The organism is Deinococcus piscis (genome assembly GCF_014653275.1).
Classification (GTDB): Bacteria; Deinococcota; Deinococci; order Deinococcales; family Deinococcaceae; genus Deinococcus; species Deinococcus piscis.
This window is the reverse complement of the sequence record NZ_BNAL01000002.1, coordinates 40,431-58,772: the sequence shown is the minus strand read 5'-3', so window position 1 is coordinate 58,772 and position 18,342 is coordinate 40,431. Positions and strand designations below refer to the sequence as shown.

Here is an 18,342-nt window from a genome sequence, read left to right as displayed (position 1 = left end):
GTTCAATACAGCGTGGATTGTTGGCGCTGTGGCAGCTCGGCGTCGTATTGGAGGGCGTTCACCTGCCCGGCAGTGATGGCCTGCAACATTTCCCCCGCGCTTGGCACGTCTACCCGCTCAGCTCCCGCCCACAGCCCAGAGCGCAGAATGGCCCGGCCACACTGAAAGAAGGCTGTGTCTACCGTGATTTCCAGCACGCACTTGGGCGGCTGACCCGCCACGGCAAAGCGCTGCACCAGTTCAGCACCGACCAGAATCCGGGCGCGGCCAGCAACTCGCAGGGTTTCATTGACCCCCGGCACGAAGAACAGCAGCCCCACCTGTGGGCAGTGCAGAATGTTGCGCAGACTGTCGGTGCGGTTGTTGCCCCGCCGCTCCGGTAGCAGGAGCGTGCGCTCATCCTGAATGTGAACCAGACTGGCCGGGTCGCCGCGTGGCGACGCATCCAATCCCGCCGGGCCAGAGGTCGCCAGTACCGCAAACGGTGACGCCGCGGTCCAGCGCTGATACACCGGATGCAGCGTGGCCACTTCCTTTTGGAGAGAAGGAGCCGCCACAGGCCCGAACAACTCTTCGAGTACTGCTGCGGTTTGGATGACACGGGTCATAACCGTAAATACCCCCGTCATCCGCTGATGCAGCCGCGCTCAGGGGCGGACAGTGCCCTCGCCCTGCACCAGATACTTGAACGAAGTCAGTTCGCGGGCCCCCACCGGGCCACGGGCGTGCAGCTTGCCGGTGGCGATGCCGATTTCGGCCCCCATACCGAACTCGCCGCCGTCGGCAAACTGGGTCGAGGCATTGTGCATGATGATGGCGGCGTCTACCTCGCGGGCAAAGCGATCTGCCGCCGCTGCGTCTTCGGTCACGATGCACTCGGTGTGTCCGCTGCCGTAGTGCGCGATATGGGTGAGCGCTTCGCTCAGGCCCGACACCACCCGCGCCGCAATAATGTTGTCCAGAAACTCGCAGCCAAAATCATCCGGCTCCGCTGGCCGCACGCCGGGCAGGGTCTGAAAGTGCCGGTCACCGCGAATCTCGGTCCCGCAGGCTTGCAGGGCCGAGACCAGCGCCGCGCCCTGAGCTGCAAAGCTCTCGCGGTCCATCAGCAGGCACTCGGCGGCGCCGCAGATGCCAGTGCGCCGGGTCTTGGAATTCGCCACGACCGCCTGCGCCTTGACCGGGTCGGCGGCCGCATGAACATACACGTGATTAATGCCGTCCAGGTGCGAAAATACCGGCACCCGCGCTTCGCTCTGCACCCGGCTCACCAGACTGCGCCCACCACGCGGCACAATCACGTCAATCAGGCCCTGCGCCGCCAGCATCTCGCCCACAGCGGCCCGGTCACGGGTGGGAATCAGCTGAATGGCCCGTTCCGGCAATCCTGCGGCCCGCAGGCCTTCTGCCAGCGCCGCGTGAATCGCCTGGGAAGAGTGCAGGCTTTCCGAGCCCCCGCGCAGAATGGCGGCGTTGCCACTCTTGAGGCACAGCGCCCCGGCGTCGGCGGTCACATTGGGCCGCGACTCGTAGATCACGCCCACCACGCCAATCGGGGTCCGCACCCGGCGAATGCTCAGGCCGCTGGGGCGCTCCCAGGCTTCCATCACCTCGCCCACGGGGTCGGGCTGGGCGGCCACATTGCGCAGGCTTTCGACCACCCCAGCCACGCGGCCTTCATCCAGCCGCAGCCGGTCCAGCATCGCGGGGCTCAGGCCCTTGCCCTGTGCAAAAGCCACGTCACGGGCGTTGGCGGCCAGCACGCGGGCGCAGTCGCGCTCGAGCGCAGCGGCGGCAGCCTCCAGCGCAGCCTGCTTCTGCTCACTGCCGGCCAGAGCCAGCGCGCGGGCGGCGGCGCGGGCCTGGGCAAACAGCATGTTCATGGTGTGCTTGAGTTCGGTGTGGTGCAGTTCGGAGGCGGTTTGGGTCATGGTGTAGGCTCCTATGGCGCAGGGGAATAGGAAAACAAGGCCAGAGATTAGAGGGCCAGGTTGTCGCGGTTGATAAAGGCGGCGCGGGGCGGCTCGCCCAACAGGCGGGCAATTTCATCGCTGTGAAGCCCAGCCACCTGCTGCGCCTGCGCTGAGCCGTAGCTGCACAGGCCATGCCCCAGCACACGGCCAGCGTGGACCACTTCGACGCACTCGCCGCGCTCAAAGCGGCCCTCGACCTTGGTCACGCCAGCGGCCAGCAGCGAGCGGCCCCGGTTCAGCGCCGCCTGCGCCCCATCGTCAATGGTCACGCGGCCCTGCGGCTTCATCCCGGCAATCCACTTTTTGCGGGCCGATTTGGGCGTCTCACTGCCCACAAACCAGGTGGTGCGCGCTCCTTCCCGCAGCGCTGAGATGGGCCTGAGCGAGTCACCGCGCATAATCGCCATCGCTGCGCCGGCCTGCATGGCGGTGCGGGCGGCCATCAGCTTGGTTTTCATGCCACCCTTGGCGTCGGGGCCGGGGTCACCGGCCAGAGCCTCAATTTCGGGGGTAATAGCGTCAATCCGGGGTAGGTGCTGCGCGGCGGGGTCGTGGCGGGGGTCGGCGGTGTACAGGCCGTCCACATCAGACAGCAGGATCAGGCAGTCTGCGCCGCAGGTCAGAGCAATCTGGGCCGCCAGGCGGTCATTGTCCCCAAAGCGAATTTCGTCGGTGGCGACGGTGTCGTTCTCATTCACGATGGGCACCACGCCGTGGTCCAGCAGCGCACTCAGCGTGGCCCGCGAGTTGAGGTAACGCGAGCGCACCCGGCTGTCTTCGAGCGTGACCAGCACCTGACCGGCACTCAGGCCACGCTGCGCCAGCTCGTCCGCATAGGCCTGGGCCAGCGAAATCTGCCCCACTGCCGCCGCTGCCTGAGCTTCATCAAGCGGCAGGGGACCACGCGGCAACCCCATCTGCCGCCGGCCCAGGGCAATAGACCCGCTCGATACCAGCACCACTTGCTTGCCCTGCGCCCGCAGCGCCGCTACGTCATCGGCCAGGCCGCTCAGCCAGTCTCGTCGCAGGCCGCGCTCGTCCACCAGCAGGGCGGACCCAATCTTGATGACAAGGCGCTGCGAACGGTCCAGCAGTTGACGGCTCAGCTCGGTCATGCGGGCCAGTGTAGATCAAATGGCTCCACCTGTGTGCATAGTTAACCAGAAGAGTGGCACAAAGTTGCATAGAGGACGTATGGCGTATGGCTCGAGGGACCGGAAATTTCTTTCTTTCACTTATCAAAAAATAGCTTCCTCTGGGCCTGTCCCTCTCAAGCTCTCACCTCCAATTTTTAATAACTATGCAACTCCCCTTCTCCCAAATAGCAAAAGCGGCCCCGCCGAAGCAGAGCCGCCCATCAGGCTGCACTGAGGTGGGCCGGGGCCTAAACCCCTTCTGCCTCCTGCGCGCCTGGGGTCAGGCCACCTACGCTGAAGGCTTCGCGGGGCTGGGCATACTCGGTGTCCATCTGCGCCAGTTGCAGCTTGCCGGAAACGTCGTCATTCACGCCGTGCCAGTAGGTGTAGGAATCTAGCACCCACACGCCACTTTCGCGGGTGCCGTTGCCGCTGCCCTTGGTGCCACCAAACGGCATGTGGGCTTCTGCGCCGGTGGTGGAGTTGTTGATAGAGGTCATGCCCGCTTCGATTTCTTCCTGAAAGCGGTTGGCCCAGGTGCGGTCATTGGTATAAATCGCGCTGGACAGGCCATAATCCACCGCGTTGGCGGCGGCAATCGCTTCGTCAAAGCCGTCTACCTTGACCAGGTTCACCGTGGGGCCAAAGACCTCGTTCTGGAACAGCTTCATGCCCGGTTTCACGCCTTCCCACAGGGTCGGCCAGCCATAAAAGGCCGCTTCGGGGTCGCCCTGAAAGCCTGCTGGTTTGTTTTCGGGGGTAATGCGGCCCCCACCGTACAGCAGCGTGGCCCCGTCTTCCTCGCCCCAGGCGTAGTGGGCGTCCCACGACCGGAAAAAGCGCTCGTTGATAAAAGGGCCGTACAGCACGTCATCATGCTCCACCGGGTTCCCGATGCGGATATTCTGCATGGCGGCCAGCAACTTGTCCTTAAACTCATCGTAGACGGGCGCGTCCACAATGATGTTTCCGGCGCTGGTGCAGCGCTGCCCGCCGGTGCCGTAGGCGGCCCACAGCGCCCCCTGCACGGCATTATCAATGTCGGCGTCACGCATCACAACCAAGGGGTTTTTGCCGCCCAGTTCCAGGGTGGGGTGGGTCAGGTTGCGCCCGGCCACCTCACCAATCCAGCGGCCCACTTCGGTGGAGCCGGTAAAGGCAATCTTCTGGACCAGCTTTTCGTCCAGCATTTCCACCAGAAACTGCCCCGCTGCGTCCTTGCCACCGCCGAAGACCACGTTCAGCACGCCGTCTGGCACGCCCGCTTCTTCTAGCAACTTAGCAAAAGCGTAAGAGGTCAGCGGTGCGTCCTCACTGGGCTTCCAGACCACCGTGTTGCCGGTCAGCAGCGCCGGGATGATCTTCCAGCTGGGCACGGCCACTGGGAAATTGCCTGCCGTGACCATGCCCACCACACCCAGCGGGCGGCGGTAGGTTTTCAGCTCCTTGTTGGGCATCTCGCTGGGCACGGTCTGGCCGTACAGCCGCCGACCTTCCGACTGGAAAAAGGCGCAGGTGTCCACCGCTTCCTGCACGTCGCCGCGCGCTTCTTTCAGCGTCTTGCCCATCTCGCGGCTGAGCAGGCGGCTGAGCGTCTCCTTCTCGCGGGCAATCGCCCGGCCAATGTTGCCAATAATCTCGCCGCGCACCGGGGCGGGCGTGGCTTTCCAGCGTGGGAAAGCGGCGCGGGCCACCTGGCAGGCCTGGCGCACGGTGTCCCGGTCCGCTTCGGGAAAAGCAGCCAGCACATCGCTCAGCTTGCCGCTGGAGTGGCTCTGAAAGGTGGGCGCGCCCTGGGGCACGGTTTCCTGGCCGCCAATCAGGTGGCCGTAGGTCTTGACAGGGGCAGCTTTGGTCTGGGACTCGGTTTGGGTCATGGACGCTCCTTGCGGGGAAATGGCAGAAAGTTCAGTCGCTCAGCCGCGCTGGGCGGTCTGGCTGGAATAGGTGCTCTCGAAAATCTTGTCGGCGTTGCCTGCCTCGAAGCCCTCGCGGCGCTTTTCGCGGGTCAGTTCGCTCTTGGGCAGGTGCTGAAACTCCGGCAGCGGGCGGCGCTCCGCGAACTCCACATACGAGCCGCTGATGCGTTCGGTCTGCCCGCCCTCGAACTCGGCGTCAATCATCTCGGCCACCGTGCTGCTCTGAATCAGCAGGCCGTCGGGGCTCTGCTTGGCCTTGCCGCCGCTGGAATTGAGGGTGTAGCCATGCCCTTCCAGAAAGCGGTTGAATTCCTCGATGGTGTCGTAGCCTTCAGGCAGGTTGTGGACACTGACCGTGAAGTGGTTGAGGTAATAGCGGTTGTAAATAACCCACGCGGCGTACTCGGATTCGTCCTGAAGGCGCTGATAGTCGGCGTAGCTGGGCAGCCGCCACAGCGCCCGGTGCAGGAACTCGTCCACCTGCGTGCCGTCGTCCAGGTCCAGGTCATCTACCGGGTCCGATTTGACCTCGTCGGTATAGCTGGTGATGATGCGCTGCGCTTCTTCGCTCAGGTCGCCCACCCGCAGCTCCGAGACAAAGATGCGTGGAAAAGCGGGCTGGCCGGGGAGCGGCGCGGGCGGCGAGTACCAGAAGGCGTCCAGTTTCTTGCCCTCGAACTGATAAGGCTCGCGGCGCTGGTAGCCGTAGTGCAGGAAAATCTTCTCGAAGCTCCCTATGCCCAGTTGCGGCACGCCCATCGTGCGGAAAGCGATGTGGTCGTTTTCGATGTCGCTGGCCTTGGCAATCAGGCCATCTTTCACCATGTCGTTCACGATGCTCTGCACGTCGGGCACCCGCTCCTGGTAGCGGCGCATCAGTCCATCCAGCACGTACTTCAGGGTTTCTCGGCGGTCAGTCATGTCATTTGCTCCTTTGCGAGAATGCTCAAACGATGTGTCGCTCGGCTGTCGCCGCGCCGCGCCCGAAGCGCTCCAGCTTGAGGCTGCTCACGTCAAGAAACGGAGCCTCATCGCGCACGAACGAGGTCACGATGCGGCCCACAGCGGCGGCCTGCTGTACCCCGTGTCCCGAAAAGCCGCAGGCATTGATCCAGCCCGGCTCGTCTTCCACCCGGCCCAGCACCGGGCTGCCGTCGGGGGTCATTTCGTAGTAGCCCCAGAAGCTGTAGGAGCGGTCCACTTCCAGCTCGTTGAGCCAGGGGAAACGCACGGCGGCGGCTTCGCGCACCCGCTCCAGCCAGGGCCAGTCAATGCCTTCTTCCAGGCCGTCGGGCTGGTAGGGGTTGGACACGGTAAAGATGACCGTATCGCCGTGCCCGCGCAGCCACAGGTTGGTGGTGCCGTCAATGGTGAGCGGATAGCCCGGCGTACCGTTGCCGGTGCGGGTGCGGTACACGCTGCGGCGGCGTGGGCGCACCGGCACGTCCAGCCCGGCCAGGGCCGCCACTGCGCCGCTCCAGGCCCCCGACGCGTTCACAATCATAGGGGCCGTGAAGTCACCCTGGCTGGAATACACGGTCCAGCTGTCCCCGCGCTTCTCGATATGGGTGACTTCGGCGGGGCGGTGGACCTCGGCCCCCAGGGCCAGGGCCATTTCGGTATAGGCATTCAGCGTCAGCAGCGGGTCAATGTAACCGTCCTGCGGGCCATAGGTGCAGCGGTAAATGCCTTCTTGCACGAACGGCACGTAGCGGGCCGCGTCCTGCGGCGAGATGACTTCTACCGGCGCACCGACGGCCTGCTGCACCGCCACGCCCTGCGCATGGGCCTCCCAGCCGCTCTCCGGCACCAGAAACAGGTAGCCGTTCTGGACATAGCCGCTCTCCCGGCCATACAGCTGCGGAAACCGCTGATACTCCTGAATGCTCTCCCACGACAGGCGCACGTTCACTTCTTCAGAGAACTGCACCCGCACGCCCGCGCCGCTGCGGCCCGATGACCCCCGGCCCGGTGCCGCGCCCCGGTCCAGCACAGTGACCCGGTGACCGGCTTCGCTTAGGCGAAAGGCACAGGCCGCACCAATAATCCCACCGCCAATCACAATCACGTCCGATGTTCTGACCTGCGTATGCAATGAATCCTCCCCTCACCGAAATCCGCAAAGGCGCGGCAGCTTCACTGCAAGCTGAGCTGTGCCCCGCCGGGAAAACAGGTGCTGGAACTTGTTGAATTGTTGCTTCTAGGCCACTCTAGCGAAGGCCCCGCGCCAAATGCAAGGCAAATTGGCAAAGCGCCGCTGAGGCGCACCCAGGGCCGTTCTCAGCGGCGCTGCTGTGCAGATCTGGCCTGCGCTGTCAGGGCCAGGAAGGGAGGAGCGTCAGGCCGGTCCGGCCTCAACCACTTCGGCTCCCGCCGCCTCAAAGGCAGCGCGGGCTTCGGCGGGGGCCTGGTCAGTCACCCAGCCGCTCAGCTCCTCAAAGCGGGCAAACGGCGCAAAGTCGCCTGCGCCCCACTTTTGCCCGTCCGCAATCAACACGCTGCGGTCGGAGCGGGCCATGATGGCGGCCTTCTGGTGCGCTTCGGTCAGGTTGGAGTTGGTCGGCCCACGCTGCGGGTCAATGGACGTACAGCCCACAAAAAACAGGTCGTAGCGGTAGCGCTCCAGCGCACTGATGGCGTCGGGACCGGTGAGGCTATAGGTGCTGCCATAGACCTCGCCGCCCACCACGTACAGGTCGCACTCGCCGTTCAGGTCGTAGGCGATGTCTATGCCGTGGGTGACCACGCGCAGCGTCCGGGTGAGGTCAGAGCGGCGCTTGAGGGCGCGGGCCACTGCGCGGGCGGTGGTACCTGCGTCCAGATACACCGTCTGGCCGGGACGCAGCAGGCCGAGTGCCGCAGCAGCCAGCCGCGCTTTGGCGGGGGCTTCCTGGCGCTGGCGTTGCAAATAGCGGATGTCCTGACTGCGGGGGCTGGCCCCACCGTGAACCCGGTCAATCTGGCCAGCTGCCGCCAACGCTTCCAGGTCGCGGCGCACAGTTGCGCCACTGGCCCCCAGCGCAGCAATCAGGGCCTGAGTCTTCATAAAACCGCGCTCACGCAGCAGCTGCATGATCCGCTGATGCCGCTCCTGGGCGTGCAGATGGCTCATCTGTGAGCAAGTCTAACAGACTGCGCCGCTGGCAAAAAAGCCGGTGTAGGCCGCTGCCCACTGTCCCCAGTTGCAGCCAGCCCAGGCACCAATTACACTAAATAATCATTTTTGCTCAAATATTGTCAGAAGTTCGCAAGGCTGGTTTACCCTTTTTCCCGGACCACCCCCAGGAGGCCCCGCTATGATTCAGCTTTCCCCACAACTTGTTCGCCTGGGTGCCCAGGCCAGCACCAAAGAAGACGCCATCCGGCAGGTGGCCGCGCTGCTGAGCGACGCCGGTTACACCGACCCGGCCTATGTGCAGGGCATGCTTGCCCGTGAGGAGCAGGCGAACACATATCTGGGCAGCGGCATTGCCATTCCGCACGGCACGCCGGACACCCGGCACCTGATCCAGAGCACCGGAGTGGCTGTACTGCAAGTGCCCGGCGGCGTGGACTGGGGCGGCGAAGCGGCGCGGCTGGTGGTCGGTATCGCTGCCGCCAGCGACGAACATCTGGATATTCTGCGGCAGCTGACCCGCGTGCTGAACGACCCGGCCCTGGTGGAGCGCCTGAGCACCACCGGCGACCCAGCAGAGGTGGTGGCGGCCTTAGGCGGGGGAGCAGCACCGGCTGCCCTAGGCGGGGGTGCGGCACCAGCTGCCACCCCTGCCCCCACATCCGCCAGCGAGCTGCCCTACACCGCCCAGGTCACGCTGCCCAATCCACAGGGCATGCATGCCCGGCCTGCCACGCGCCTGGCTGGACTGGTCAAGGCGCAGGGCGCGCGACTACGGCTAGCCCGTGAGGGCGAAGCCCAGAGCGCCGACGCGACCCGGCTGATGGAAGTGCTGGGCCTGGGCCTCAAGCAGGGCACGCGGCTGACCCTGAGTAGCGATAGCCCGGCACTGCTTCAGGCGGCCAGCGACGCTGTCCGCGCCGGACTGGGCGACGACCTGAGCGCCGCCGCTGCCCAGCCCACGCAGGCCCGCCGCGAGCCCGCCTGGGTGCCCGCGCAGGCCGAGACCACTTTGGAAGGTGTGCCCGCCGCCGACGGTCTGGTCACGGGCGTGACCCGCCAGTACCGCCCACAGGCACTGGACATACGCGATGAAAGCGGGGCCGACCCCGCTGCTCAGGCTGCGGCGCTGGACCGTGCCCTCAGCGCCGCCCGCGCCGGGCTGGACGTGACGATTGCCGACGTGCAGGGCCGCTTTGGACCGGACAAGGCCGCCATTTTCCGGGCGCATCAGGAGTTGCTGGACGATTCCGGCGTGCTGGAAGACGTAGCCGCTTTGCTGCTGGCCGGACACGGCGCGGCCTGGGCTTATCAGCAGGTGACCAATGAGCGCATCGCTAGCCTGCAAAAACTGGACGACCCGGTGTTGGCAGGCCGCGCTGCCGACCTGGGCGACGTGCAGCGGCGCGTGCTGCGCTCCCTGCTGGGCCTGGGCGAGGAGCAGCCGCTGGACCGGGGCGAGCCGTTTATCCTGCTGGCCCCCGACCTCAGCCCCAGCGACACGGCCCGCCTGAGCCTGGACACCCTGCTGGGCTTCGTGACTGAGGTGGGCGGGCCCACCAGCCACACCGCCATCATGGCGCGGGGGTTGGGCGTGCCCGCTGTGGTGGCGGCTGGAGCGGGCCTGAGCAGCGTTCCTGACGGCACGCCCGCCATTTTGGACGGCAGCGCGGGCCGCCTGTACCTGAACCCCTCGGACGCGGACCTGGCCGCCGCCGGAGAGCAGCGCCGCAGGCTGGACGCCGCCAGGGAAGCTGCCTTTGCCGGGCGGATGCAGCCCGGACAGACCCGCGACGGTGCCCGCGTGGAAGTGTCTGCCAACATCAACCGCGCCGCTGACGCAGGAGCAGCGCTGGAGAGCGGTGCCGAAGGTGTGGGCCTGATGCGGACCGAATTCCTGTACCTGGAAAGTGACCATGCGCCCACCGAGGACGAACAGGAGCGCGAATACCGGGCGATGGCGCAGGCGCTGGAAGGGCGTCCGCTGATTATCCGCACGCTGGACATCGGCGGGGACAAGGCTGTGCCCTATCTGGGCCTGGAGCACGAGGACAACTCTTTCCTGGGCATCCGGGGCATTCGGCTGTGCTTTGAGCGCCCAGACCTGTTCTTGCCGCAGCTGCGGGCCATTGCGCGGGTCGCCAAAGACCACCCGAATGTGCATGTCATGTTCCCGATGATTGCCACGCTGGCCGACCTGCGCCGCGCCCGCGCCATGCTGGACGATGTGCGGCGCGAAGTGGGCGCTCCCGCCATTCCGGTGGGCGTGATGATCGAGGTGCCTTCCGCTGCCCTGATGGCGCGTGAACTGGCCCCGGAAGTGGACTTTTTCAGTGTGGGCACCAACGACCTGACCGGCTACACCCTGGCAATGGACCGGCTGCACCCGCTGCTGGCCCGCCAGGCCGACGCGCTGCATCCCGCCGTGCTGCGCCTGATCGCCGTGACCACCGAAGCCGCGCAGGCCCACGGCAAATGGGTGGGCGTGTGTGGCGGGGCCGCCGCCGAACCCGCCGGGGCGCTGGTGCTGGCAGGGCTGGGCGTCAAGGAACTCTCGGTCAGCACGCCAGCTGTCGCCGGGGTCAAAGCAGCGCTGCGGCGCCTTGACCTGAGCCAGCTGCAAAGCGTGGCCCGTGAAGCCCTGGCGCAACCAGACGCGGCTGCCGTGCGGGCGCTGCTGGAGCCGCTGACCCTGGAGAACACGGGAGAGGGTGCAGGCGCATGAACGTGCTGACGGTGACTTTCAACCCAGCGCTGGACCTGACTGTGCAGGCTCCCAGCTGGCACCCCGGTCAGGTCAATGTCGCCGCCGCTGCCCAGACCGACGCCGGGGGCAAGGGCGTGAATGTGGCGGCGCTGCTGGCCGACTGGACACGCCAGAGCGGTGAGCCCCTCCAAGTCAGCGCCAGCGGATTCCTGGGTACTGGCAACGCAGGCCCTTTCGAGGCGCTGTTCCGCGAGCGGGGCATTCAGGACGCTTTTGTGCGGGTGGCGGGCGAGACTCGCCTGGGCCTGAAAATCGTGGACCCTGAAGCGGGCAGCACCACCGATTTCAACCTGCCAGGGGTGCAGGTAAGCGCCGCGCAGCTGGACGGATTGCTGGGCCAGCTGCGCGACCTGGCCGGGACTCAGGACGCCGCCGTACTGGCCGGGAGCCTCCCGCCCGGCGTGCCCGCAGAGACTTATGCCCGCGTGGTGGCCGCGCTGCGCCAAAGCGGAGTGCCCTTTGTGGCGGCGGACACCAGCGGCGAGGCGCTGCGCCGCCTGCTGGCCGCGCCTACGCTGCCGCACCTGCTCAAGCCCAACATCCACGAGCTGGAAGTGGCCCTGGGCCGGGAGCTGCCCACCGACGCCGACCGCCTGGCCGCTGCCCGCGAGCTGCTGGAGCGCGGCGCAGAATGGGTCGCCCTCTCGCTGGGCGAGGAGGGAGCCTGGCTGGTCTGGGCGGGCGGCGCAGTCAAGGCCGTGCCTCCCCAGGTAGACGTGGTGAGCACCGTCGGCGCGGGCGACGCGATGGTAGCCGGTCTGGTCAGCGCCCGGCTGGCGGGCCTCGGTCCTGCCGAGGCGCTGAGCCGCGCCACCGCCTTTGCTGCGGGCAACATCACCCGCCTGGGTGCCCAGCTGCCCCCACACGACGAACTTATGGCCCTGCACCGTCAGGTGCGCCTCCAGAAAGGTTGCTGAATTTATGGCCCAGCTTGCCGCATGGATTGACCCCACCGGACGCATGACCCACACCCTGGCTGCCGCCGCACTGCGCCAGGCCGCTGAAACCGCAGGGCACACGCTGACCCTGCTGGACCGAGCCCCGCAGAGCCGCCCTGCTGGCGCAGACCTGCTGCTGTGGGCGGACGCCCAGACGCCCACCCTGCCCACGGGCGAGTTCGTTCAGACCGCGCCCGAAGACCTGATTCGTGACGCGGCCAGTGTCCTAAGCCGCGCTGGGCTCCAGGGGGGAACAAACGCTGTGGCCGTGCAGACAGTGAGCGCGGGAGTGCCTACTCCATCCCCAGCCAGCGCCAGCACGGGCCCCAGCATCGTGGGTGTCACCTCCTGCCCCACCGGAATTGCCCACACCTTCATGGCCGCCGAGGGACTCGAAGGCGGAGCCAAAGCCCTGGGCCGCACGGTCAAAATCGAAACCCAGGGCAGTGTGGGCGCAGGCAATCAGCTGACCGCCGAGGACATCGCCGGGGCCGAGGTGGTCATTATCGCTGCCGACACCAACGTGGACCTCAGCCGTTTTGCGGGCAAGCGGGTGTACCAGACCGGCACCAAGCCCGCCATCAGCGGCGGTCAGGCCCTGGTGGAGCGTGCCCTGGCCGAAGCGCAGGTGTACGGGGCAGCGGGAGGCAGTGCAGCGGCGGGTGGCGACTTCGTGGCGCAAGCGGCGGCGGCCAAGCAGGCCAAGAACGACGCAGCGGCGGGCAGTGGCCTGGGCGGGGAACTCTACAAGCACCTGATGACCGGCGTGAGCCACATGCTGCCGCTGGTGGTGGCGGGCGGGCTGCTGATTGCGCTGGCGTTCGCATTTGGCGGCATCAATGCCGAAGGCCCCTTTGCCGAGGCGCTGATGACCATCGGCGGAGGCAGCGGCGCGTTTGGCCTGTTCGTGCCGGTGCTGGCGGGATATATCGCTTATTCCATCGCGGACCGGCCTGGCCTGGCTCCCGGTTTGGTCGGTGGGATGATGGCCCTGGAGACGGGTTCGGGGTTTCTGGGCGGCATCGTGGCGGGCTTCCTCGCAGGTTACCTGACCCGCTGGCTCAACCGCAGCATCCGGCTGCCGCGCACATTGGAAGGCCTCAAGCCCACGCTGCTGCTGCCGCTGCTGGGCACCATGATCACCGGCCTGCTGATGATTTTTGTGCTGGGCAAACCCGTCGCCGCTGCCCTGGCCGCCGCGACCACCTGGCTGGGCAGCCTGGGCGACACTTCGGCAGGACTGCTGGGGGCCGTTCTGGGCGGCATGATGGCTTTCGACATGGGCGGCCCCATCAACAAAGCGGCCTACACCTTTTCCACTGGCCTGATTGATTCTGAGGTCTATGGCCCGATTGCCGCCGCGATGGCCGCTGGCATGACACCGCCGCTGGCGCTCTTTTTCGCCACTTTGCTGTTCAAGAACCGCTTCACCCCCGATGAGCAGGAAGCGGGCAAGGCGGCAGGCGTGCTGGGCATCTCCTTTATCACCGAGGGCGCGATTCCTTTCGCCGCCCGCGACCCCCTGCGCGTCATTCCGGCGCTGATGGCGGGCAGCGCGGTGGCCGGAGCCATCAGCATGGCGGCGGGCTGCCTGCTGCGTGCGCCCCACGGCGGCGCGTTCGTGCTGCTGATTCCGGGTGCCGTGACCAACCTGCCCATGTACGTGGCCGCGATTCTGGCAGGCACTCTGGTCAGCACCCTGCTGCTGGGCGTGCTCAAGCGGCCCCTGGACCGGGCAGAACGTGCCATCGCCGCTGAAGAGAGCGTGACCAACCCGGCCAACAGGTAAACAGCAAGCAGACAAGCAGGTTCCCGTCTAACCGACTGGGGACCTGCTGGCTTGTTAGCGAGCAGGAGGGCGCACTGCAAGACGGCGCAGTAGAGTAGATGGAGATGCCCCGCCCCCCTCTCTCCCACCGGCCCACGCTAGTGTTGCCTGCGCTGCTGGCGGGCTGCTTCTCGCCGGGCAACGTGGCGGCGCAGTGTGAAGCGGCGGCCCGCAGGCAATTGGCGGACCTGAACCCGCCAGCGCAGTTGCGTGAATTTCAGCAACTTCAGTCCGAGGCCCACACCGAGCGCAGCGGCGGCCAAACCTTGAAGCTGGGCCTGAGTGAAGGCGCGCTCAGTGCGGAGCAGGCGGGCGAGATGCGCAGCTGGCCGTACACCTGCCGGGTACACGGCGATGAGGTGAGCTTCCAACTGGCCCCCGACGGGCAGGGACCGCAGCCCACTCCCAGCCAGGACACGCCGCCCGCTTTCGACCTGGGCGGGGAAGGAGAAGTCAACTTATGACCCTGTCCCCCAAATACTTTGAGGACGTGTACGCTGCGAACGAAGACCCCTGGGACTTTGCCAGCAGTCCTTACGAGGCGGCCAAATACGCCCGCACCCTGGCCGCGCTGCCGCGTGAGCGCTACCGCCGGGCGCTGGAAGTGGGCTGCTCTATCGGGGTGCTGACGGGGCAGCTGGCCGGACGCACTGACGCACTGCTGGCGCTGGACATCAGCGAGCAGGCGCTGGAGCGGGCCAAAGAGCGCAATGCCAGAAAGGACAACATCCAGTTTCGCCGGGCGGGATTGCCGGACGAGCTGCCGGACGGTCCTTTTGATCTCATCGTGCTGAGCGAGGTGCTGTATTACCTCTCGCCAGCCGACCTGGAGCGGGCGCTGGACGCCGTGCTGGCCCGGCTGGAACCCGGCGGCACGCTGCTGCTGGTTCACTGGACACCGTGGGTCCACGACTATCCGCAGACCGGCGACGCGGTGCATGAGGCCGCGCTGGCCCGCGTGGGCCGGGGCCTGAAGCACCTGCACGCCGAGCGCCAGGGCAATGAGGAGCAGGGCTACCGACTGGACGTGTTCCGGCGAGCTTCCGACCCTGACAGCGAAGCATAGGCACGGGCCAAAGCCCATTCGGCCCGCACCTCCCCCAGCGCCTGCGCTACCGGCACCGCCGCAAACAGCCTGCTCCACTCACCGGCCAGCCGCGCTGCGTGCGCCTGTTCCAGCGCTTGCCCCAAAAAAGCGCTCTGAAGCGCCGCTGTCAGGGCGTCAGGCGGCACCCGCCACAGCCGCGACAACTCCGAGAGGCAAAGGGGGTGGCCCTGCCAGGCCCGGCGTAGCCCCGCTTCGGCGCGTGCCAGGGCCGCCACTTCAGCGCCGCCGGGCACGCGCCAGTGAGCAGGACCAGCGGCCCACTCCTGAAGCTGGGTGGACAGCCCCAGCGCCACCCGCCCGGAGCGCCGCGCCGATGTGTAGACCCGCGCCGCCGGGGTATGCCGCAGCGCCATATCCTGCCGCCGAAGCGCCTGCACCAGCGCCATATCCTCCAGTACATCTACTGCTGGAATGCCGCCCACAGCCCGGTAAGCCCGGACGGTCAGCGCCAGGCTGGCCCCAAAGTGCTGCCAGTGACGCGGCCAGGGGTCAGCAGGGTCAGGGTTGAGGGCGGCAGTGAGCGCCTCCGCCCACCAGCGGTAGCCGCTGTCCAGCAGATGCGTGCAGCGGACGGCTGGTGGCAGCGCGGCCCGCTCGGACGGGTCCAGCAAAATACGTCCGGCACTCGCCTGGGCCTGCCCCGCCCGCAGCGGTGCAGTCAGTTGCCACAGCCAGTCGGGGCTGGGGCGGGTGTCAGCGTCAGTGCTGACGATGATGCCGTCCTCGCCGGCCATCTGCGCGGCCCAGTCCAGCGCCTCACGGCGGGCCCGCACCACGCCGCTTTCCTGCACGTCCCAGCTCACCTCACGCACGGCCAGCCGCAGCTGAGGCCAGCGCGCCGCTTCCTGGCAGGCGAGTTCGGCGGTCCGGTCAGAGGTGTTATTCACCAGTAAAGCGGCCTGTACCATGACCGGCGTGCCCCGACCTTCCCGCTGTAGGTCCTGTAGGCCCAGTGCCCGCACCGTCTGCCGAATACCACCCTCCTCATTGCGTGCAGGGATGGCTATGACAATGTGATGTTCAGACGGGGCATGGAAACCAGGAGACACGGACTGTTCAGTCTAGCCAGCCTGGCCCTGAGGCAAGTTTAACCAAACTCCAACAACGCGGAAATCTGACGTTCAGTCTGCTGTGAACAGAGTAGGGTGGAACGACTTCGGCCCTGACCGTTGCTTCAGCCCTGATACCCCACAAAGGAGTCCGTCATGACGCAGTCTTCCACCTTGCCGGCGCTGCTGGTCCTGTCCCACTTGCGCTGGGCATTTGTCTTCCAGCGGCCCCAGCACCTGATGACCCGCGCCGCAAGGACGCGCCGGGTCTACTACATCGAAGAGCCGATTTTTGGCGAGCATCCGGATCAGCTGCGCCGCAGCGAGCAGCCCAGTGGCGTGACGGTCTGTACTCCTTACATTGAAATCGGCCATAGTCCCGACGAGTCTCAGCGCCGCACTGCTGCCCTGCTGGCACAGCTGATCCGTGACGAAGGCCTGCGCGAGTACGATCTGTGGGTCTATACCCCGATGGAGCTGCCGGTGGCCGCTGGCCTGCGTCCCCGCGTGACCGTATACGACTGCATGGACGAACTCGCCAACTTCCGGAGCGCACCACCCGAACTGCGTGAGCGCGAGCAGCAGCTGTTTGCCCAGGCCGATGTTGTCTTTACGGGAGGCCACCGCCTGTTTGAAGCCAAGCGCCAGCAGCACCCCAATGTCCACCCGTTTCCGTCCAGCGTGGAAGTCGCGCACTTTGCCCAGGCCCGCGCCGGGCAGCCTGACCCGGCGGACCAAACGGGGTTGGCCCGGCCCCGGCTGGGGTTTTATGGGGTGATTGATGAACGCTTTGATACCGCGCTGATGGCCGAGCTGGCCCGCCGCCGCCCCGAGTGGCAGTTCGTGCTGATTGGCCCCGTGGTCAAGATTGCCCCTGAAGACTTGCCCCACGCCGCCAACCTGCACTACCTGGGCATGAAGAGCTACGCCGAATTGCCCGCCTACCTCAGCGGCTGGGACGTGGCCCTGCTGCCCTTTGCCCGCAACGAAGCCACCGAATTCATCAGCCCGACCAAGACACCGGAATATCTGGCTGCTGGTGTGTCCGTCGTCTCCACCGGCATCCGCGACGTGGTGCAGCCCTACGGCGTGGGCGAGCTGGCCCGCATTGCCGATGGCGTAGACGCTTTCGAGGCAGCCTGTGCGCAGGCCCTGGCCGAAGCGGGCACCCCCGCCGCTGCCAGGCGGCAAGCCCGCGCCGATGCATTTCTGGCCGGGCTCTCCTGGGACCAGACCTGGCAGGACATGGCAGGGCTGATCGAGCAGGCCGCCCACGACCCCAAAGCCGACCAAGGAGCCGCCGATGACTGATCCCCAAGAACATTTGACCCAGAACTCGACACAGAGCACGTCACAGAACACGTCACAGGGCCCAGCCCACGCCGTGCAGGCGCAGCCTTTCGATTACCTGATCGTGGGCGCAGGCTTTGCCGGGAGCGTGCTGGCTGAGCGTCTGGCAGCCAGCGGCCAGCGGGTCTTGGTCGTGGACCGCCGCCCGCACATCGGCGGCAATGCATATGACTGCTACGACGACGCTGGCGTGCTGATTCATCCCTACGGGCCGCATATCTTCCATACCAACTCGGCGGATGTGTTCGACTACCTGTCGCAGTTCACCGAGTGGCGGCCCTACCAGCACCGGGTCAAGGCCAGCGTGGACGGCCAGCTGGTGCCGATGCCAATCAATCTGGATACGGTCAACGAGCTGTACGGCCTGAACCTCACCTCATTTGAGTTAGAAGACTTCTTCGCGTCGGTGGCCGAGCCGGTAGAGCAGGTCCGCACCTCCGAAGATGTGGTGGTCAGCCGGGTGGGCCGCGACCTGTACCAGAAGTTCTTCCGGGGCTATACCCGCAAGCAGTGGGGCCTGGACCCCAGCGAACTGGACGCCAGCGTGACCGCCCGCGTGCCTACCCGCACCAACCGCGATGACCGCTACTTCGCGGACGTATACCAGGCGATGCCGCTGCACGGCTATACCCGGATGTTCCAGAACATGCTCAGCAGCCCCAACATCAAAGTGATGCTGAACACCGATTACCGCGAGGTGGTGGACCTGATTCCCTGGCGGCACATGATCTACACCGGGCCGGTAGACGCTTTCTTTGACCACTGCTACGGGCCGCTGCCCTACCGCAGCCTGGAATTTAGGCACGAGACGCACGGCGCGGACTTCCTGCTGCCCGTCGGTACGGTGAATTATCCCAACGACTATGCCTACACCCGCGTGAGCGAGTTCAAGCACATCACCGGGCAGCGCCACCACCAGACCAGCGTGGTGTATGAATTCCCCCGCGCCGAGGGCGACCCGTACTACCCGGTACCCCGCCCCGAAAATGCCGAGCTGTACAAGCGCTACGAGGCCCTGGCCCAGGCACGCACCGACGTGACCTTTGTGGGCCGGCTGGCCACCTACCGTTACTACAACATGGACCAGGTGGTGGCCCAGGCGCTGAACACCTTCAAGAAATTGATGAGCCAGAGCCAGGGCTGAGCATTTTTCCTGCCT

Annotated in this window: 15 protein-coding genes; 7 read left to right on the top strand and 8 right to left on the bottom strand. The window is 66.4% G+C overall.

The features are described 5' to 3' along the window. Positions 1–2: 2 nt before the first annotated feature. The 7 genes from IE158_RS01195 to IE158_RS01165 form a co-directional block, all read right to left on the bottom strand. Positions 3–608: a pyridoxamine 5'-phosphate oxidase family protein gene (locus IE158_RS01195; protein ID WP_189641846.1), complete on the bottom strand. Its 606-nt coding sequence runs from the start codon at positions 606–608 to the stop codon at positions 3–5. Between the two features lie 39 nt (positions 609–647). After that, entirely contained in the window at positions 648–1,931 is a 1,284-nt protein-coding gene (locus tag IE158_RS01190; protein WP_229838817.1) for a glutamate-5-semialdehyde dehydrogenase, read from the bottom strand. 47 nt (positions 1,932–1,978) lie between these two features. Further along, positions 1,979–3,088 carry a glutamate 5-kinase gene (gene proB, locus IE158_RS01185; RefSeq protein ID WP_189641845.1) on the bottom strand — a complete coding sequence of 370 codons (1,110 nt, stop codon included), beginning with the start codon at positions 3,086–3,088 and terminating at the stop codon, positions 1,979–1,981. A gap of 269 nt (positions 3,089–3,357) precedes the next feature. Next, positions 3,358–4,986, bottom strand: a complete 1,629-nt coding sequence (locus IE158_RS01180; protein ID WP_189641844.1) for an aldehyde dehydrogenase family protein — start codon at positions 4,984–4,986, stop codon at positions 3,358–3,360. Between the two features lie 39 nt (positions 4,987–5,025). Beyond that, positions 5,026–5,949: a DUF1338 domain-containing protein gene (locus tag IE158_RS01175; RefSeq protein WP_189641843.1), complete on the bottom strand. Its 924-nt coding sequence runs from the start codon at positions 5,947–5,949 to the stop codon at positions 5,026–5,028. Between the two features lie 25 nt (positions 5,950–5,974). Beyond that, on the bottom strand, positions 5,975–7,123 hold the full coding sequence (locus IE158_RS01170; RefSeq protein WP_189641842.1) for an NAD(P)/FAD-dependent oxidoreductase: 1,149 nt from the start codon (positions 7,121–7,123) through the stop codon (positions 5,975–5,977). A gap of 243 nt (positions 7,124–7,366) precedes the next feature. After that, a complete protein-coding gene (locus IE158_RS01165; RefSeq protein WP_189641841.1) occupies positions 7,367–8,140 on the bottom strand; it encodes a DeoR/GlpR family DNA-binding transcription regulator in 774 nt (257 codons plus the stop codon). A 184-nt stretch (positions 8,141–8,324) separates the two neighbouring features. Here IE158_RS01165 and ptsP point away from each other — a divergent pair, with 184 nt between their 5' ends. From ptsP to IE158_RS01140, 5 genes are all read left to right on the top strand, one after another. Further along, positions 8,325–10,868, top strand: coding sequence for a phosphoenolpyruvate--protein phosphotransferase (ptsP, locus tag IE158_RS01160; RefSeq protein WP_189641840.1), 2,544 nt, complete (start codon positions 8,325–8,327; stop codon positions 10,866–10,868). Next, positions 10,865–11,827 (top strand): 1-phosphofructokinase, encoded by a 963-nt coding sequence (gene pfkB, locus IE158_RS01155; RefSeq protein WP_189641839.1) that lies wholly within the window; start codon positions 10,865–10,867, stop codon positions 11,825–11,827. The genes ptsP and pfkB overlap by 4 nt, the downstream gene beginning before the upstream one ends. 4 nt (positions 11,828–11,831) lie before the next feature. After that, a complete protein-coding gene (locus IE158_RS01150; RefSeq protein ID WP_189641838.1) occupies positions 11,832–13,637 on the top strand; it encodes a PTS fructose transporter subunit IIC in 1,806 nt (601 codons plus the stop codon). Positions 13,638–13,741: 104 nt separating this feature from the next. After that, positions 13,742–14,140 carry a hypothetical protein gene (locus IE158_RS01145; protein ID WP_189641837.1) on the top strand — a complete coding sequence of 133 codons (399 nt, stop codon included), beginning with the start codon at positions 13,742–13,744 and terminating at the stop codon, positions 14,138–14,140. After that, the gene (locus IE158_RS01140; RefSeq protein ID WP_189641836.1) at positions 14,137–14,742 is read left to right on the top strand and encodes a class I SAM-dependent DNA methyltransferase; all 606 of its coding nucleotides are present in this window, start codon (positions 14,137–14,139) and stop codon (positions 14,740–14,742) included. The genes IE158_RS01145 and IE158_RS01140 overlap by 4 nt, the downstream gene beginning before the upstream one ends. Here the strand turns inward: IE158_RS01140 and IE158_RS01135 are convergent. After that, positions 14,691–15,833, bottom strand: coding sequence for a glycosyltransferase family 2 protein (locus tag IE158_RS01135; RefSeq protein ID WP_189641835.1), 1,143 nt, complete (start codon positions 15,831–15,833; stop codon positions 14,691–14,693). The two genes, IE158_RS01140 and IE158_RS01135, sit on opposite strands and share 52 nt — an antisense overlap. 156 nt (positions 15,834–15,989) lie before the next feature. Here IE158_RS01135 and IE158_RS01130 point away from each other — a divergent pair, with 156 nt between their 5' ends. Beyond that, on the top strand, positions 15,990–17,144 hold the full coding sequence (locus IE158_RS01130; RefSeq protein ID WP_189641834.1) for a glycosyltransferase family 1 protein: 1,155 nt from the start codon (positions 15,990–15,992) through the stop codon (positions 17,142–17,144). Continuing rightward, a complete protein-coding gene (gene glf / locus IE158_RS01125) occupies positions 17,137–18,327 on the top strand; it encodes a UDP-galactopyranose mutase (RefSeq protein WP_189641833.1) in 1,191 nt (396 codons plus the stop codon). The genes IE158_RS01130 and glf overlap by 8 nt, the downstream gene beginning before the upstream one ends. Positions 18,328–18,342 lie beyond the last annotated feature (15 nt).

What these genes read in the sequence shown, in the direction of transcription:
- IE158_RS01195 (WP_189641846.1), bottom strand. Translation starts at nt 608, where the DNA reads ATGACCCGTGTCATCCAAACCGCAGCAGTACTCGAAGAGTTGTTCGGG.
- IE158_RS01190 (WP_229838817.1), bottom strand. Translation starts at nt 1,931, where the DNA reads ATGACCCAAACCGCCTCCGAACTGCACCACACCGAACTCAAGCACACC.
- proB (WP_189641845.1), bottom strand. Translation starts at nt 3,088, where the DNA reads ATGACCGAGCTGAGCCGTCAACTGCTGGACCGTTCGCAGCGCCTTGTC.
- IE158_RS01180 (WP_189641844.1), bottom strand. Translation starts at nt 4,986, where the DNA reads ATGACCCAAACCGAGTCCCAGACCAAAGCTGCCCCTGTCAAGACCTAC.
- IE158_RS01175 (WP_189641843.1), bottom strand. Translation starts at nt 5,949, where the DNA reads ATGACTGACCGCCGAGAAACCCTGAAGTACGTGCTGGATGGACTGATG.
- IE158_RS01165 (WP_189641841.1), bottom strand. Translation starts at nt 8,140, where the DNA reads ATGAGCCATCTGCACGCCCAGGAGCGGCATCAGCGGATCATGCAGCTG.
- ptsP (WP_189641840.1), top strand. Translation starts at nt 8,325, where the DNA reads ATGATTCAGCTTTCCCCACAACTTGTTCGCCTGGGTGCCCAGGCCAGC.
- pfkB (WP_189641839.1), top strand. Translation starts at nt 10,865, where the DNA reads ATGAACGTGCTGACGGTGACTTTCAACCCAGCGCTGGACCTGACTGTG.
- IE158_RS01150 (WP_189641838.1), top strand. Translation starts at nt 11,832, where the DNA reads ATGGCCCAGCTTGCCGCATGGATTGACCCCACCGGACGCATGACCCAC.
- IE158_RS01145 (WP_189641837.1), top strand. Translation starts at nt 13,742, where the DNA reads ATGCCCCGCCCCCCTCTCTCCCACCGGCCCACGCTAGTGTTGCCTGCG.
- IE158_RS01140 (WP_189641836.1), top strand. Translation starts at nt 14,137, where the DNA reads ATGACCCTGTCCCCCAAATACTTTGAGGACGTGTACGCTGCGAACGAA.
- IE158_RS01130 (WP_189641834.1), top strand. Translation starts at nt 15,990, where the DNA reads ATGACGCAGTCTTCCACCTTGCCGGCGCTGCTGGTCCTGTCCCACTTG.
- glf (WP_189641833.1), top strand. Translation starts at nt 17,137, where the DNA reads ATGACTGATCCCCAAGAACATTTGACCCAGAACTCGACACAGAGCACG.